The sequence below is a fragment of the Magnetococcales bacterium genome (assembly GCA_015232395.1).
Taxonomy (GTDB): domain Bacteria; phylum Pseudomonadota; class Magnetococcia; order Magnetococcales; family JADFZT01; genus JADFZT01.
Genome location: JADFZT010000089.1, coordinates 1 through 15,567, shown reverse-complemented (window position 1 = coordinate 15,567; position 15,567 = coordinate 1). Strand labels below are relative to the sequence as shown.

At 57.5% G+C, this 15,567-nt stretch carries 16 protein-coding genes and 1 other RNA gene; 6 read left to right on the top strand and 11 right to left on the bottom strand.

What is annotated here, in order from left to right; all coding sequences use genetic code 11:
* Nucleotides 1-248: 248 nt before the first annotated feature.
* The 10 genes from HQL52_17600 to atpH form a co-directional block, all read right to left on the bottom strand.
* The gene (locus HQL52_17600; GenBank protein ID MBF0371266.1) at nucleotides 249-1,040 is read right to left on the bottom strand and encodes a c-type cytochrome; all 792 of its coding nucleotides are present in this window, start codon (nucleotides 1,038-1,040) and stop codon (nucleotides 249-251) included.
* A gap of 353 nt (nucleotides 1,041-1,393) precedes the next feature.
* Nucleotides 1,394-1,534 carry a type II toxin-antitoxin system VapC family toxin gene (locus HQL52_17595; GenBank protein ID MBF0371265.1) on the bottom strand — a complete coding sequence of 47 codons (141 nt, stop codon included), beginning with the start codon at nucleotides 1,532-1,534 and terminating at the stop codon, nucleotides 1,394-1,396.
* A gap of 222 nt (nucleotides 1,535-1,756) precedes the next feature.
* A complete protein-coding gene (locus tag HQL52_17590; protein ID MBF0371264.1) occupies nucleotides 1,757-1,996 on the bottom strand; it encodes a type II toxin-antitoxin system prevent-host-death family antitoxin in 240 nt (79 codons plus the stop codon).
* An 80-nt stretch (nucleotides 1,997-2,076) separates the two neighbouring features.
* Entirely contained in the window at nucleotides 2,077-3,906 is a 1,830-nt protein-coding gene (gene glmS / locus HQL52_17585; protein ID MBF0371263.1) for a glutamine--fructose-6-phosphate transaminase (isomerizing), read from the bottom strand.
* Between the two features lie 247 nt (nucleotides 3,907-4,153).
* Nucleotides 4,154-5,491 carry a bifunctional UDP-N-acetylglucosamine diphosphorylase/glucosamine-1-phosphate N-acetyltransferase GlmU gene (glmU, locus tag HQL52_17580; GenBank protein MBF0371262.1) on the bottom strand — a complete coding sequence of 446 codons (1,338 nt, stop codon included), beginning with the start codon at nucleotides 5,489-5,491 and terminating at the stop codon, nucleotides 4,154-4,156.
* Nucleotides 5,492-5,642: 151 nt separating this feature from the next.
* On the bottom strand, nucleotides 5,643-6,041 hold the full coding sequence (gene atpC / locus HQL52_17575; protein MBF0371261.1) for an ATP synthase F1 subunit epsilon: 399 nt from the start codon (nucleotides 6,039-6,041) through the stop codon (nucleotides 5,643-5,645).
* Nucleotides 6,042-6,052: 11 nt separating this feature from the next.
* A complete protein-coding gene (gene atpD, locus HQL52_17570; protein ID MBF0371260.1) occupies nucleotides 6,053-7,474 on the bottom strand; it encodes a F0F1 ATP synthase subunit beta in 1,422 nt (473 codons plus the stop codon).
* 81 nt (nucleotides 7,475-7,555) lie between these two features.
* Entirely contained in the window at nucleotides 7,556-8,437 is an 882-nt protein-coding gene (locus HQL52_17565) for a F0F1 ATP synthase subunit gamma (GenBank protein MBF0371259.1), read from the bottom strand.
* Between the two features lie 15 nt (nucleotides 8,438-8,452).
* Nucleotides 8,453-9,985, bottom strand: coding sequence for a F0F1 ATP synthase subunit alpha (locus tag HQL52_17560; GenBank protein ID MBF0371258.1), 1,533 nt, complete (start codon nucleotides 9,983-9,985; stop codon nucleotides 8,453-8,455).
* A 6-nt stretch (nucleotides 9,986-9,991) separates the two neighbouring features.
* The gene (gene atpH, locus HQL52_17555) at nucleotides 9,992-10,531 is read right to left on the bottom strand and encodes an ATP synthase F1 subunit delta (GenBank protein ID MBF0371257.1); all 540 of its coding nucleotides are present in this window, start codon (nucleotides 10,529-10,531) and stop codon (nucleotides 9,992-9,994) included.
* Nucleotides 10,532-10,744: 213 nt separating this feature from the next.
* Here atpH and HQL52_17550 point away from each other — a divergent pair, with 213 nt between their 5' ends.
* On the top strand, nucleotides 10,745-11,359 hold the full coding sequence (locus HQL52_17550) for an FxsA family protein (protein ID MBF0371256.1): 615 nt from the start codon (nucleotides 10,745-10,747) through the stop codon (nucleotides 11,357-11,359).
* 237 nt (nucleotides 11,360-11,596) lie between these two features.
* Here the strand turns inward: HQL52_17550 and HQL52_17545 are convergent, their stop codons facing one another.
* On the bottom strand, nucleotides 11,597-11,887 hold the full coding sequence (locus HQL52_17545) for a hypothetical protein (protein MBF0371255.1): 291 nt from the start codon (nucleotides 11,885-11,887) through the stop codon (nucleotides 11,597-11,599).
* A 40-nt stretch (nucleotides 11,888-11,927) separates the two neighbouring features.
* Between HQL52_17545 and HQL52_17540 the strand changes: the two genes are divergently transcribed.
* The 5 genes from HQL52_17540 (at nucleotide 11,928) to rny (ending at nucleotide 15,323) form a co-directional block, all read left to right on the top strand.
* Nucleotides 11,928-12,359 (top strand): hypothetical protein, encoded by a 432-nt coding sequence (locus HQL52_17540; protein MBF0371254.1) that lies wholly within the window; start codon nucleotides 11,928-11,930, stop codon nucleotides 12,357-12,359.
* Nucleotides 12,360-12,385: 26 nt separating this feature from the next.
* On the top strand, nucleotides 12,386-12,670 hold the full coding sequence (locus HQL52_17535; GenBank protein ID MBF0371253.1) for a cell division protein ZapA: 285 nt from the start codon (nucleotides 12,386-12,388) through the stop codon (nucleotides 12,668-12,670).
* A 28-nt stretch (nucleotides 12,671-12,698) separates the two neighbouring features.
* Nucleotides 12,699-12,880: non-coding RNA, 6S RNA (gene ssrS / locus HQL52_17530), on the top strand.
* 7 nt (nucleotides 12,881-12,887) lie between these two features.
* Nucleotides 12,888-13,556, top strand: coding sequence for a 5-formyltetrahydrofolate cyclo-ligase (locus HQL52_17525; protein MBF0371252.1), 669 nt, complete (start codon nucleotides 12,888-12,890; stop codon nucleotides 13,554-13,556).
* Between the two features lie 207 nt (nucleotides 13,557-13,763).
* Nucleotides 13,764-15,323: a ribonuclease Y gene (gene rny, locus HQL52_17520; protein ID MBF0371251.1), complete on the top strand. Its 1,560-nt coding sequence runs from the start codon at nucleotides 13,764-13,766 to the stop codon at nucleotides 15,321-15,323.
* The last annotated feature ends 244 nt before the right edge of the window (nucleotides 15,324-15,567 follow it).

Below are 15,567 nucleotides of genomic sequence, written 5' to 3'. Positions count from 1 at the left end.
TGGATCCCCGCCTTCGCGGGGATGACGCGTCAGAGAAGAGTGTCCAATTCTTAGGTAGCCCTGCTATACCTCACCATTGAAACCCCCAAGCCATAAAAAAACCGGAAGCCACCTGTCTGACTGAGGGGGTTCATCACCCGCAATCAAACAGACCGCTCCCGGTTCGATGTTTCGCGCTGTAGATCAACCAACCGGTCCCAGCAGCCAGAAAAGTGGCCACCTCTCCCCGTCAGCTGATCGGATTCTTTTTATTTTCCCGGTTTTTTGCTGGGTAGCGTTTGGGTGTAGGCGAGAATGTCCGCAGGCACCCGCATCCCACTGGCCAGAGGCATTTCCCGACCCATGGCTCTTAAAGCCGGCATCTCTTCCAGAGGCTGACCGTTGAGGATTTTATGCAGGGTTTCCCAGGGATTGCCGTTGGCCACCTTACCCATGGCCGGCATCTTTTCGATCTTGGTGCCGTCCGCTCCGTGGCAGTTGGCGCAAACCGTCTGATAGTAGGCTTCCCCCCGCTCCACATCCCCGTGGGCTTTTTTGCTCTCCCGGTCGATATAGAGATCCATATCCACCTGGCCCGCGCTGACAAAGTTGGCCAGATCCCGGAAATCAACATCGCTCATCTTGCCATCCAACTGGTGGGTGCCATCCTTCAAAATCCCGATGATCCGCTCCGGGGACTCACCCGCCAACTCTGATATCCCCTTGATACCGGAAAAATGCTTGCCTGAAGCATAAGCCCCCTCCTTGCCCCGATAGTCCCAGCCGTGGCACTCCTTGCAGCGCCAGTTGGCCCGGGGCTTTTCAGCATATTTGGCGGTGGTGGGATAGGCGGAATGGGAAACCTTGGGCGCTGGCGCTTCGATCTCCTTGTACCACTTGTCATAAAGACGCCCCCCCCGGGCCAGGGAAGCCTGCACCTGCCCCACCGAGCCATCGATATAGTGCAAACCACTGGATGCCGGAGATTTTTGCGAACATCCCGTCGCCATCCCCCCCAAAAAAACCGCCATCACACCAAACCATACACTGCGTCCAAGCATGCCTACCTCCTGATTGAGTGAAACCGTGGATAACTGAAAACAGTGACCTGACCAGGGTAATCAACAACACCCCAAGCTCTCCGGTGCGACCTATGGCTGGCGCCATCAGGTCCGATAAATAATGGCCAGACATCCTCTCCAAAATTTTGATATTTGGCAATCAATTTTCCTCATTCGTCACAATCGAAGGATTGCCATCAAAAAAGAGAGCGGCCCAGGTTAAAGTAACGAATAGTAAATGGGAATGGTTTTTGTTGTGTCTCTTATTCAAACAATTCATGGGAGCCACGCAACGCCGATTTTGAAAAAAGAAACAGGCTCACGATCAACTGGTTTTGGCGGGCAAACAGTGGTCAGAGCGCAAACAGAGAGAGACTCAGGCGGGAGGCGGCTTTTTGCAGGGAGTGATCAAAGGTGGCGATGGGAATGCCTTCCCGTAACGCCAGATCCAGGTAGGAAGCGTCATAGGTGGAGAGCCCCTGCTCATAAGCCAAAGCAAGGATTTCCCCCAATTGACGCTGGGGGGTTTCAACCTAAATCCGGCAGTTGGGCGTACGTACATGCCCCAGCCTCTTGATCCACCAAGCAAATCGGGAGAAAGTCTTGTCAATCAGGTGACAGCGATTTCTCCCAATTCACTATGCGAACCAATATTCTGCACCAGCCACACACGCCCAACTGCCGGATTTAGGTTCAACAATGGGAGGCCCACCACCTCAATCCCGGCCTGCCTCAATCATTTCCCGAACAACCTCCTGTTCGACCGGGGGACTGACCGGGAAATCTTTCAAGGCCTGGATCACTTCAGCGACATTTTTCCCAGGGACCAAATCAGGAGCCTGAAGCACAGCCACAGGCTGTCCATTTTGGGTGATGGTAATCCATTCTCCCTGTGCAACCCGCTTCAACAATCCATAAAAATGGATCTTGGCTTCATCAACGCCGACGGTATACATGCCACCCTCCTATGGACTGGTCTATAACCATCCGGCCTATCCGACCACAACAGATCCCCTCTTCCCAAAAGGACCAGCACCTATTCGACCGTGACGCTCTTGGCCAGGTTGCGGGGCTGGTCCACATCGGTGCCTTTGAGTACAGCGATATGATAAGCCAAAATCTGCAAGGGAATGACGTAGAGAATCGGGGCCATAAAGTTGCCGCAATCCACCATGTGAATCACATCATCCGCCGTACACGGGGTATCCGACTCCCGGGGAGCCGTGGTAATCACCACCAAGCGCCCCCCTCTGGCCCTCGCCTCCTCCAGATTGCTCAACACCTTTTCAAACAGCCGATCCCTGGGAGCCACCACCACCACGGGGAGATCTTCGTCGATCAAAGCGATGGGGCCATGCTTCATCTCACCCGCCGCATACCCTTCGGCATGGATGTAGGAGATCTCCTTGAGCTTCAAGGCCCCCTCCAAGGCGATGGGAAAGCAGGAGCCCCGGCCCAGATAGAGAAAGCCCCGGGCATGCATCATCTTTTTGGCAATTTCCAGGATCGATTCGTCGTGCTTCAACACCTGCTCCACCCGGGATGGGATGTGCAGCATCTGCCCCACCAGCTCCTCCTCCCGCTCCGGCGCCAAAACCCCTTGGGCTTTGCCAATGGCCAGCGCCAAACTGGCCAATGCGATCAGCTGGGTAGTAAAGGCCTTGGTGGAAGCCACGCCGATTTCCGGCCCCGCCTGGGTGTAGAGCACCGCATCCGCCTCCCGGGCAATGGTGGATTCCGGCACGTTGACAATCCCCAGCACCTTCTGCCCCTGAGCCCGGGCAAAACGCATGGCCGCCAGGGTGTCCGCCGTCTCACCGCTCTGGGAGATCACCACGGTGATACTCCCGGGCAGAGCCGGTGGCTCCCGGTAGCGATATTCCGAGGCGATATCGACACTGGTGGGCACCTTGGCCAACCGCTCGATCCAATAGCGGGCCACCATCCCCGCATGCCATGAGGTGCCGCAGGCGATAATGTTGACCGCCCGCACCGAGGCAAACCCCATCTTGGCAGAAAGCTCCTCCAGAGCCACCGTGCGATTGGCAGAGTGGATCAAACCCTTGAGGGTCTCACCAATAGCGGTCGGCTGCTCGTAGATCTCCTTCTGCATGAAATGACGATAGGGCCACTTTTCCGTAAGATCCGCCGACACCTGGGAGGCCCGCACCGGGCGGGTGATGACATTCCCCTCCAGATCCATCAGACGCACCTGATCCCGCCCCAGCACCGCCACATCATCGTCGTGGAGATAAACCATACGCCGGGTATAAGGAACCAACGGGGTCGCATCCGAGGCGATAAAGCTCTCCCCCTCCCCCAAGCCCACGATCAAAGGGCTGCCCCGACGCACCGCCACCAGCATCTCCTCCTCCCCCCGGATCACAATCCCCAAGGCAAAGGCCCCCTCCAGCTGATTGACCGCCCCACGCACCGCCGCCACCACCTCCAAACCCTTGGCCATCTCTCGTTCAATCAGATGGGGAATCACCTCGGTGTCGGTTTGGGAGGTAAACACCACCCCCTGGGCTGCCAGCTCGGCCCGCAACTCCTGATGGTTTTCGATGATGCCGTTGTGCACGACGGCTACATTTTCCGAGCAGTGGGGATGGGCGTTTTCCTCGGTGGGGGCACCGTGGGTCGCCCAGCGGGTGTGACCGATACCGATCAATCCGGTCTTGGGGTCTGACTTCAGCCGCTCCTCCAAGTTGACCAATTTGCCCATGGAGCGGGCGGTCTGGAGCTGCTCCCGCTGCACCACGGCAATCCCCGCCGAGTCATAGCCCCGATATTCCAGGCGCTTCAAGCCCTCCAACAGGATGGGTGTTGCGTTGCGTTCGCCGATGACACCGATAATGCCGCACATGTCTTTACCCCACGCGGAAAATTTCGTCAGAATGAGCCGCTATTCAAGATGCCGGAATAAGGCCTGTTCGCCATCTGTGCCCCACCGACAAGCAGCCATATATATTTAAGGAACCAGGGAAAAATAGTAGGCGATGACCCGGGGGGTCAATTGCTTTTCAGATGAAAGATGGGAAAGTCGCTCCCCGGAAGGAAGAGCGTCGGACCATTGCAGGAGGAGAACCCTGGCTGTCAGAAGGATGGAAGCGCTATTTTTTCTTGGGTTTTGGCCGCTTTTCACGCCAACCGGCAATTTCCTTTTGGGGGGCTCGGGATGTCGCCAAACTCCCCGCAGCCACCTCTCGGGTCACCGTGGTACCCGCCCCAATCACCGCCCCCTCCCCCACCGTGACCGGTGCGACCAGCTGGGTATCGGAGCCGATAAAGACCCCCTCACCAATCACCGTGCGATGCTTGTTGACGCCGTCATAGTTGCAGGTGATGGTGCCCGCGCCCACATTCACCCCACCCCCCATCTCGGTATCCCCCACATAGGTGAGATGGTTGATCTTGGAGCCAGGTCCGATGTTGGATTTTTTGACTTCACAAAAATTACCCACCTTGGCCCCCGCTGCCAGGACTGTTCCTGGCCGCAGGCGGGCATAAGGGCCAATCACGTTGGGACCGGCCAGTTGCGCGCCATCCAGGTGGCAAAAAGCCAAAATTTCACAGCCATCCCCCATGTGGCTTTTTTGAATCTGACAAAAAGGCCCCACCCGACACCCCTCCCCAATCACCACCCCCGGCCCCAGATGGACATTGGGGGAGATGATGGTGTCCCGGCCAATCTGCACATCCGCCGCCAGCCAGCAGGAGCCCGGATCGATGAAGGTAACCCCCCGATCCATCAAGCCATCCACCAGCCGATTCCGAAAGGCCGCTTCCAGTTGGGCCAACTGCCGACGGCTGTTGATCCCGGAAAGGGAGTGATGGTCGTCATGGTGACAAGCCCCTACCGGCAATCCATCCGCCTTGGCCAGGGCCACCACATCGGGGAGATAATATTCCCCCTGGGCATTGTTGTTGGAGAGTCGCTTGAGCCAAGCGGGCATGGCGGTCAACTTGAAACAGTAGGTACCGGAGTTGACTTCCGTGATGGCGAGGGTTTTCGGGTCAGCGTCTTTTTGTTCGACAATGCCCAGGAGTGTGCCGGAAGAGTCCCGCACCACCCGTCCATAGCCGGTGGGGGGATCAATCGTCGTGGAGAGCAGGGTCACCGCCTGCCCACTTTCGATATGTTCGTTGTGGAGTTTATTCAGAGTGGCTGGTTCGATCAGGGGATGGTCGCCGTTGAGGACGATCAGCTCCCCTTCGAGTCCCGCCAGGGCAGGCATGGCACAGCTTACTGCATGTCCGGTGCCCAGCTGCTCATCCTGCAACACCCAGGTGATGTCCGCCGCGTCCAGAGAGTCACGCACCTGATCCGCACCGTGACCAATCACCACCACCAGGCGCTCAGGCTTCAGCTGCCGGGAAGCCTCCAGGACATGGGCGAGAAGAGGTAGGCCAGCCAGTTCGTGAAGAACCTTGGGGAGAGCCGAACGCATCCGGGTGCCCTGACCCGCAGCGAGAATGACGATGGCGGCAGGCTGCTTGGCCACACTCAAACCCCTCCCCCCTCTATTATTCAGCCCTGATTCCCCTGGTTGGCCCTTTGTTCAGGGTTAGCCAGGGAAATCAGGGGCAATCGAGTCAATATTACGGTTTGGGACTGGCGTCCAGGCGGGCCTTGGCAAACCCCAGGTCGGCCTTCCGGTTTTCATAGTCCGGGTCGTCCGGGCTGAGGGCAGCAAACGCCTCTTGCGCTTGGCGATGATTTTCCTCCGCCTCCCCCCGGTCGATCCCTTCACCAGGCTCGGCCAGATCCACCAGAAGCGTCACCCGCTCCGGCACCGCCTCGGCATAGCCGCCGGTGACCGCAAAGTGTTCATCTTCGTCGATGGTGACCACACCGGCCCGCACCAGGGAGAGAAAGGGGGCGTGTCCGGGGAGAACCCCGAAATCCCCATCCTGACCGGGAACGACGACGCTGGTCACCTCCCGGGAGATCAGCTGTCTCTCCGGGGTGACCAGTTCAAGCTGTAAGGATACGGCCATGTGCGCTCCCGTTATTCGTTAGCCAGACGCTTGGCCTTGGCGATGGCATCCTCAATGGTGCCCACCATGTAGAAAGCCGCCTCAGGCAGATCGTCATGCTTGCCTTCAGCGATCTCTTTAAAGCCACGGATGGTATCAGCCAGGGAAACCAGCACACCCTTCTGACCGGTAAAGGCTTCGGCCACGTGGAAGGATTGGGAGAGGAACCGCTGAATCCGCCGGGCCCGGGCCACGACCAGCTTGTCCTCTTCGGAAAGCTCGTCCATACCCAGGATGGCGATGATATCCTGGAGGGATTTGTAGGTTTGCAGAATCTGCTGCACCTCACGAGCGATGTTATAGTGCTCGTCACCCAACACCCGAGGATCGAGAATACGGGAGGTGGAGTCCAGGGGATCCACCGCCGGGTAGATGCCCATCTCAGCGATCTGCCGGGAGAGCACCGTGGTGGCATCCAGATGCGAAAACGCGGTAGCCGGGGCCGGGTCGGTCAAGTCATCCGCTGGCACGTAGATGGCCTGCACCGAGGTGATGGAGCCCTTCTTGGTGGAGGTGATGCGCTCCTGAAGGTTACCCATATCCGTAGCCAGGGTCGGCTGATAGCCCACCGCTGAAGGAATCCGTCCCAACAGGGCCGACACCTCGGAACCCGCCTGGGTGAAGCGGAAGATGTTGTCGATGAAGAGCAACACGTCCTGACCGGCGATGTCCCGGAAATATTCAGCGACAGTAAGACCGGTCAACGCCACACGGGCGCGGGCTCCAGGGGGCTCGTTCATCTGACCGTAGATCAGCGCGGCCTTGGACTTGGAAAAGTCGTGGGGATCGATCACCTTTGATTCGCGCATTTCGTGGTAGAGGTCGTTCCCTTCGCGGGTCCGCTCCCCCACACCGGCGAAAACCGAAAATCCACCGTGGCCTTGGGCGACGTTGTTGATCAGCTCCATGATGATCACCGTCTTGCCCACACCGGCTCCACCAAAGAGGCCGATTTTACCCCCCTTGGAGTAAGGAGCCAGAAGATCCACCACCTTGATGCCGGTCTCCAAAATTTCCGCTTCGGTGGACTGCTCGTCAAAGGGCGGCGCATTCCGATGGATGGGGAGGTAGTGTTCGGTTTTCACCTCTCCCAGGCCATCCTGAGGATCGCCCACCACGTTGAGAATCCGCCCCAGAGTGGGATTGCCCACCGGAACCATGATGGGGTTGCCGGTATCGACAGCCTCCTGGCCACGCACCAAGCCGTCCGTGGACTGCATGGCGATGGTACGCACCGTCTTTTCACCGAGATGCAGGGCCACTTCCAAAACCATGCGGCCTTCCTCACCCCGATCAACATGCAAGGCATTGAGGATGTTGGGAAGTTCACCATCGAACCGGACATCGACCACAGGGCCGACTACTTGAATCACCCGTCCCACCTGTTCACTCATCGGAAAAACTCCATACTCTTAGGCTTGTTTATTCAGGTTCAGGGGCCAAAGCCACTGTGAAACCATCTCGTGGATGACAGACTATCCCTTCAAGGACTCGGCACCACTGATAATCTCCATCAGCTCGGTAGTGATTGCCGCCTGCCGGGTGCGGTTGAAGGTGGTTGTCAGCTTGCGGATCATTTCATCGGCGTTGCGTACGGCACTATCCATGGCGGTCATTCGGGCTCCCTGCTCGCTCGCTTCTGATTCCATCAGAGCCTGAAACACCTGTACGGCCACATTTTGTGGCAACAGCGCCTCCAAAACCTCCTCGTCCGAAGGCTCGAAGAGGTGTCCTCCCCCCTCCTCCCCATCCCCCTCGGGAACCTCCACGGGAATGATGCGCCGCAGAGTAACCTCTTGGGTCATGGCGGATTTGAAGGTATTGAAGAGTATCTCACAGCTGTCGAAAGTTTCTTCTTCGTAGGCCTTGATGAGGGGGTTGGCCACCTCGGTCTGGGCTTTTTTAAAGTTCAGATCCCGACTGATGCCAATATGGGTATTCTGGATGAGATCGCCATACTGACGCTTGAGCACATCCACCCCCTTGCTGCCGATACAGACCAGGGAGACCTCCTTGCCTTCGCTTTTAAGCTCTTCGATGCGCTTGCGGGCAGCCCGAACGATGGAGCTGTTAAAACCACCACAAAGGCCGCGATCAGCGGTAAAGACCACCAGCTGCACCCGATTTTCATTGCCGTCGGGACGCCCGGCGAGCAGGGCCGGAGCCCCATCCTTCGAGACACTGCCAGCCACGGATTGCATCATCTCACCCATGTGCCGACTGTAAGGCCGGGTCGCAAAAGCCCGTTCCTGGGCTCTGCGCAGCTTGGCCGCCGAGACCATTTTCATGGCCTTGGTGATCTGCTTGGTATTGCCGACGGAACGGATTCGGTTCCGGAGGCTTTTCAGATTGGGCATGGTTGATAGCCCCCGTTAGCTGGCCTGGGCAGTACGCTGTTTCACGAACGCCACGATGATCTCTTTGAGAGCTTTTTCCGTCGCCTCGGTCAATTTTTGATCGTTACGGATGGTTTCAAGAATGCCGGGATGACTGGTGCGGACGTGATCCTGAAGATCTCTTTCCATCTGGTTGACCCCCTCCACGGAGACGTCGTCCAGAAGGCCCCGGGTACCCGCGAAGAGGCTCACCACCTGCTCTTCCATGGACATGGGCTGATATTGATCCTGCTTGAGCAGCTCCATCAAACGCTCACCCCGGTGGATGAGTTTTTGCGTAGCGGCATCCAGGTCAGAGCCAAACTGGGCAAAGGCCTGCATTTCCCGGAACTGGGCCAGATCAAGACGCAGGGAACCTGCCACCTGCTTGGTGGCTTTCACCTGGGCTGAACCACCCACCCGGGAGACCGAAAGACCCACTGAGATGGCCGGGCGCATACCGGAGTAGAAAAGCTCCGACTCCAGGAAGATCTGCCCGTCGGTGATGGAGATCACGTTGGTGGGAATGTAGGCTGATACGTCACCGCCCTGGGTTTCGATGATGGGCAGCGCCGTCAACGAACCACCACCCTCGTCGTCGCTCATCTTCGCAGCCCGCTCCAGCAGACGTGAATGGAGATAGAAGATGTCGCCGGGATAGGCCTCACGTCCCGGAGGACGCCGCAGAATCAGGGACATCTGCCGATAGGAGACCGCCTGCTTGGAAAGATCGTCGTAGATGATGACCGCGTGCATGCCGTTATCGCGGTAATATTCCCCCATGGAGCAGCCGGAGTAGGGGGCAAGAAACTGCAAGGGGGCCGGATCCGACGCGGTGGCCGCCACCACGGTGGTGTATTCCATGGCACCGTGATCTTCCAGCATCTTCACCACCTGGGCCACCGTGGAGCGTTTTTGGCCGATGGCGACATAAACGCAGAAAACCGGCTTGTCGGTTTCGTGGGTGCGCTTTTGGTTGATGATGGTATCCACCGCCACAGCGGTTTTACCTGTCTGGCGGTCGCCGATGATCAGCTCCCGCTGGCCTCGACCAATGGGCACCAAGGCGTCAAGGGCCTTGAGTCCGGTGTAGAGGGGCTCATGAACCGATTTGCGCGGCAGGATACCCGGGGCAACCACCTCGACCAGGCGGCGATCATCGGTTTTGATCTCCCCCTTGCCGTCGATGGGGTTACCCAGACCATCCACCACCCGACCCAGGAGGGGCTTGCCGACGGGAACCTCAACGATCCGACCCGTCCGCTTGACGACGCCACCTTCCTTGATGTTGATATCGGGTCCGAAGATCACGATACCGACATTGTCCTCTTCCAGGTTGAGGGCCATCCCTTGAGTGTTGTCCTCGAAGGTGACCAACTCACCGGCCATCACCTTGTCGAGTCCATGGACACGGGCGATACCGTCACCGACGGCGATCACCTGCCCCACTTCCGAGACTTCGGCCTCCTGGTCGAATCCGGCGATCTGTTGTTTGATGATTTCGCTGATTTCGGCGACGCTGATTTGCATCAGACCTTACCCTCTCATTTGAGCTTGTAGACGTTCCAAGCGGCCGCGGACGGAAAAATCCATCATTTGGCTGCCCATTCTGATCACCATGCCTCCCAAGAGATCCGGAGCCTCTTCGATCTCCAGCTGAACGCTCTTTCCGGTCATCTTGGAAAGAGTGGTCTGGAGACCCTTCGCATGGGTCTGTGTCAGTGGCATTGGTGTTTTGACATGAACTGTCATCCGACCGCTGCGCACCTCCAGTTCCCGATTGAAGGAGGTGATGATGGATTCGATCAGGACCATGCGCCCCTTGTGGACGAGAAGCCGCAAAAATTTACTCGTCAGTGCGCTGGGAGCCCCTTTTTCAAGGATCGCTGCCAGGGCGCTTTCCTGATCTTCCCTGGTGGCGGTAGGACTCGTCAAGAGCCGCTCCAGGGCAGGCAAGGCGCGCAGGAGTTCCTGAAACCCGTCGAGTTCCGTTCCCACTCTATCCAGCGAGCCCTCTTCGGCGGCCAGATCGGCGAGTGCGGATGCATAACGTTTTGCCAGTGTGCTTTCGTGCACGTTTCCCATCCTTCGAGTGTTGTTAGGGGCAACCTTTCACTGAAAGCGTGGATATGTAACATAATCTCCCACCCCAATCAACGCCCCTTCGAGATTTCCACACACGCCATTTTGGAGCCAACAACGCAACTGTGGGTTTTTGGTGAAGTTTTCTGCTAAAGTCAAAAATCGAATTTTCACACCATCCATGTCAACGACCGCAGGAGTAGAGAGATGGGCCGTTTGCTGATTTTTCTGTTCATCGCCATTCCCATCCTGGAAATATGGCTTTTGATTCGGGTCGGAGGGCAGATCGGAATCGGCTTCACCCTGCTGTTGATTATCGCCACCGCCGTCATCGGGGTCTCCCTGGTGCGTCGGGAAGGGCTGCGCACCCTCACCAGCCTTCAAGAACGCTTGGCCCGGGGCGAGATGCCCGGTGGCGAAATGGTGGAGGGAGCGATGCTCCTGGTAGCCGGTGCACTCCTGCTGACCCCCGGTTTTTTTACCGATGCCCTGGGATTTGCCCTGGCCCTGCCCCTGACCCGCATCCCCTTGCGCTATTTTTTGGTTAAAAATCTGACCAACAATCTCAACATCCACTCTGCTGGCGGCAACGGGGCCGGTTTTTCTGCAGGCGGTTTCCAGGGCTTTGCCAAGGAAGGCTTTGATGGGTTCCCTGGAGAAAATCAGGACGGATTCCACAAACAAGAATTCCATGAGAGAGAATTTAACATGGAAAGCCAGGAGCCCACCCTGACAGAAGCCCCGCCCCCAGGGGGTGGCAGAGGAAGCCACAAACAGGGAGGCAACACCGTCGAAGGGGAATTCCGGCGGGATGGGGAATAACCTCATCAGAAGTCACCGCCTGGTCCACCACCGGGATTCCCGGCAAAATGGGGAACACCCCCCTTTCACCACCGTCCCCCTCCCGACCCTACCTCCTTTTTTTCAGGATGTTACCGTCGGTTGAGATCCTTGCCACCCCCCGGCAGTTGCCTTGACACATCAATCCTCTAGCGAATAGGATTAAATTGTACTTAAAAAGTCGGATCAGGTATGATTGAAATGTACTTACAGGTCGGATCAGGGAAGTAGATCGGTCGCAGTCGATTGGGCGGCAAACACCGAAAGGTCTGGAATGGACTTCCAACCTCCCACAGCCCCGGGACAACCCGCTGTGGCCACTACAGAAATTGAGGCTGTCGACACACCCATGACGACCGCCTCAACCGCCATGCCTCCTGCCAGTCCAACTGCCTTCATATCCGAGGAAGCCGACGACCCATCCGGCAACCCATCCGACTCCCCGGAGAGGCCGGCAGCAGCGGTCACCAAGGTACACCCCGTGGAGCCGCCTGTGAAATCGATAGCCACGGAACCACCAGCCGAGTCAAAAACCGTGGAACCAGATCCGATGATGGCAGCATCCGAACCGACCCATGGGGGAGCAGACCAACCGGAAACGGCGGCAACCACCGATCAGGAAACTGAAAAACCGGTCACAACCGCAACACCTGTTGCACCGGAGGCCCCCCAGGGCGACCTGCTCGCTACCCTGGAAAATCGTTGGACCTCCCTGGCCGATACCATCAAAACCCTGCGTTCGGACAAAGCAGCCCTGCAAAAAGCCGTGCAGGAGTTGACCGAACAACTGGAAGAGCGGGCCGGACAGCTCAACGAAACAACCCGGCAGCTTGAAAAACGCACCGAAGAATTGACCACAAGCAGTGAAGCATTAACCCAAACCAGGCACAATGTGGTAGCATTGGAAGAGGAAAAAGCCCAAACTGTATCCCGCATCGAAGCACTGCTTGCCCGCTTCGATGAAATCGGTCAATCGGGCTGAAGCATCAACGCTCCCGGGACGGCACCATGACCGATACCGTGGAGATTCGCATTTATGGCCACACCTTCAAAGTGAAGGCAACACATGGCCAGGAATATATTCAGGATCTGGCCACCCTGGTGGATGGCACCATGAAAACCATGGCGCAACATTCCACCAACCGTAACACGGACCGGCTGGCGATCATGACCGCACTGAAAATGGCGGACGATCTCCAGCAACTCAAGCAGTCGCACCACCGGCAGGCTGAAGCCGCCGACCAAAAAGTCCAGGCCTTGATAGAGGCCAGTGACCGACTGCTTGAGGGATGATCGACCTGAAGAGTTTTTATCGTGTTTGAGACCCCTGCGGTGTTCGTGAGGAGAAACTATCCTCCTGAACCGTTAATTTTTAGAACCCTAGGAACCTTGCGCTGGTCGTGGAGCGAAGGCCCTCACGGGCTTACCAGAAGCGATTAATTCAGGGATCCACCTTAAAACTGGGTTCAGAGGTTGCTATCCCACGGCACAGGCGGGGGTCTTCATAAACATGGAAGGGGTCAAAGCAGCTACCCGCAAGGGTCTGCGCCAGCGTCGCCGGGCACTCTCCGCTGAAAGAGCAGCCGCTCTTGGAGAGGCCATCAACCGGCACGCAACGACACTTCCCATCTACCGACACGCTCGTCACATCGGGCTCTACATGGCGGTAGAAAATGAGGTGAACCCCTCCTCTCTCCTTGCCGACCTGCACCATCACGGCAAAAAGGTCTATCTTCCCATCGTTGACAAAAAAGCCCGAAGCCTGGGCTTCGTGCCTTACCAGCCCGGTGATCCCCTGACGCAGGCTGCTTTCGGGATACCCGAGCCAACCCTGCGCACCGGCCTGATTTCAGCTGGAGAAATCCGCCAGCTGGATCTGCTCTTCATGCCCCTGGTGGGGTTTGACCGTAGCGGCGGACGTTTGGGCTATGGCGGAGGCTACTATGACCGTTTGCTGGCCCCTTTGGCCCTTTCGAAAAATGGCGTAAACCAGACGCCAGGGGGCACGAAAAACACGGGCAAACGGCCACTCCTTGTTGGATTGGCCTATGCCTTTCAGGAGGTGGAATCCCTCCCCTGGGAACCTTACGATGTTCCCATGGACCATATGGTGACGGAAAACGGCGTTTTAACCGCCGATGCCCAAGGGTTTCCACCCACAGGCAGAAAAGAAGGCTGACGGGATCCCGTTATGGGGGATGCTGCAGGCGTGAATGACGGGAGAATATGCCTATCTCCCCCATCACGCCTCTGGTCAGCCTGGTGGCTTTTTATCTTGGTTTGGCACGCTTTTGCCTCAGCCTGACGAAGCCCGCCGCACCGATCACAACACCAATCCCATCCCCCCTCACCCAGGGCAAGGACGGGCAGGAGATCTTTCTCAATCATGAATATTTTAACCTTCATTCTAGCCATGGTGTTGGGTGCAGCCGCACCAATTGCCCTGCTGGTTGCCCAACGGCGCAACCAAAACAACGCCCTCAGCCAACAGGAAGAACGCTCCAAACTGCTTTTGGATGCGGCCCAGGATAAGGCCGACACCATGGCCCGGGAGGCGGAACTGCGGCGCAAATCGGATCAGCTGCGGATTGAAGAAGAGATCCAGAAAAAATATACCCAGCAAAAAGAACAACTGAACGAACAAAACCGCAAACTGGAAAAGCGGGAAGAACTCCTGGACCGCAAGTTTGAGCAACTCGATCAGCGAGAACGGGATCAGGATCGCAGGCGTACCCAGCTGGACAAGGAAGAGCAACGCATCCAAGACCAGAAAGAACTTTATAGTCAGCGGGTAGCCGAGGCGGATCACCGCCTGGAGGAGATTGCCGGGTTGACCGAAAGCCAAGCCAAGGCACAGCTGATCGAAGGCATTGCCGACGATGCCCGCCGGGAGTCTGCCAGACTGCTCAAGCAGTTGGAGCAGGAGAGTCGCGAGAGTGCCACCCGGGAGGCCCAGGAGGTCATTGCCACCGCTATTCAACGCTTTTCCGGAGAGTTTGTCGCTGAGCATACCGTCTCGGTGGTCACCATTCCCTCGGACGACATGAAAGGCCGGATCATCGGTCGGGAGGGGCGCAATATCCGGGCTCTGGAAGCGGCCACCGGCTGTGATTTGATCATTGATGACACGCCGGAAGCGGTGGTCATTTCCGGTTTTGATCCCGTCCGACGGCAAGTGGCCAAGCGCACCCTGGAAGAGCTGGTCACCGATGGTCGCATCCATCCCGCCCGAATCGAAGGGGTGGTCAAAAAAGCCCGCAAAGCCATCAACCAGGAGATTATGGAGGCTGGGGAGAGAGCGGTTTTCGATCTGGGGCTCCACGGCATCCACAACGAAATCGTCAAATTGCTGGGTACCCTCAAGTTTCGCACCTCCTATACCCAAAATGTCCTCTCCCATTCGATAGAGGTGGGCTTCATGGCTGGCATCATGGCCGATGAGTTGGGGCTCAACAGCACCATCGCCAAACGCTGCGGACTACTCCACGATATCGGTAAGGCGGTGGACCACGAAACCCAGGGCTCCCATGCGGTGATCGGTGGGCAGCTGGCTCGGAAATACAAGGAACACGACACGGTGGTGAATGCCATCTGGTCCCACCACTTCGATATCGAACCCGCCTCGGTCTATGGCCCCCTGACAAATGCCGCCGATGCCCTCTCTGCCGCCCGACCTGGAGCACGTCGGGAAAACGTGCAAAATTATATCAAGCGACTGGAAGATCTGGAAAATATCGCCAACGATTTCAAAGGTGTGGAAAAATCCTACGCCATTCAGGCAGGACGCGAACTGCGGGTGATCGTGGGGTATGACCGGGTCAACGATGAAGGGGCGCTGCTGATCGCCAAGGATATCGCCCACCGGGTGGAGGATGAACTCACCTATCCCGGGCAAATCAAAGTGACGGTGATCCGGGAGATGCGGGCGACGGAAGTGGCTCGATAGTTGGGGCCAGCTGTGATGTAACAACCCTGGGGGGGCGGATTTTTTTTCGCCCCCTTTTGTTTTTTAAGTCAAAAGACAAACCGTGGGCGCTGCCCACACCCGGAAGGGGGATAATCCCCCTTCACCCGTAATTGTAAAATCAAAAACAAAGCGATGGGCTGTTTTGATTGTAACTATTCAGCTTCGTTAGACTGCATGAAGGAGGGCCGCTGACCTTCAAACAGCAATTGCAGGGCTTCGGAAG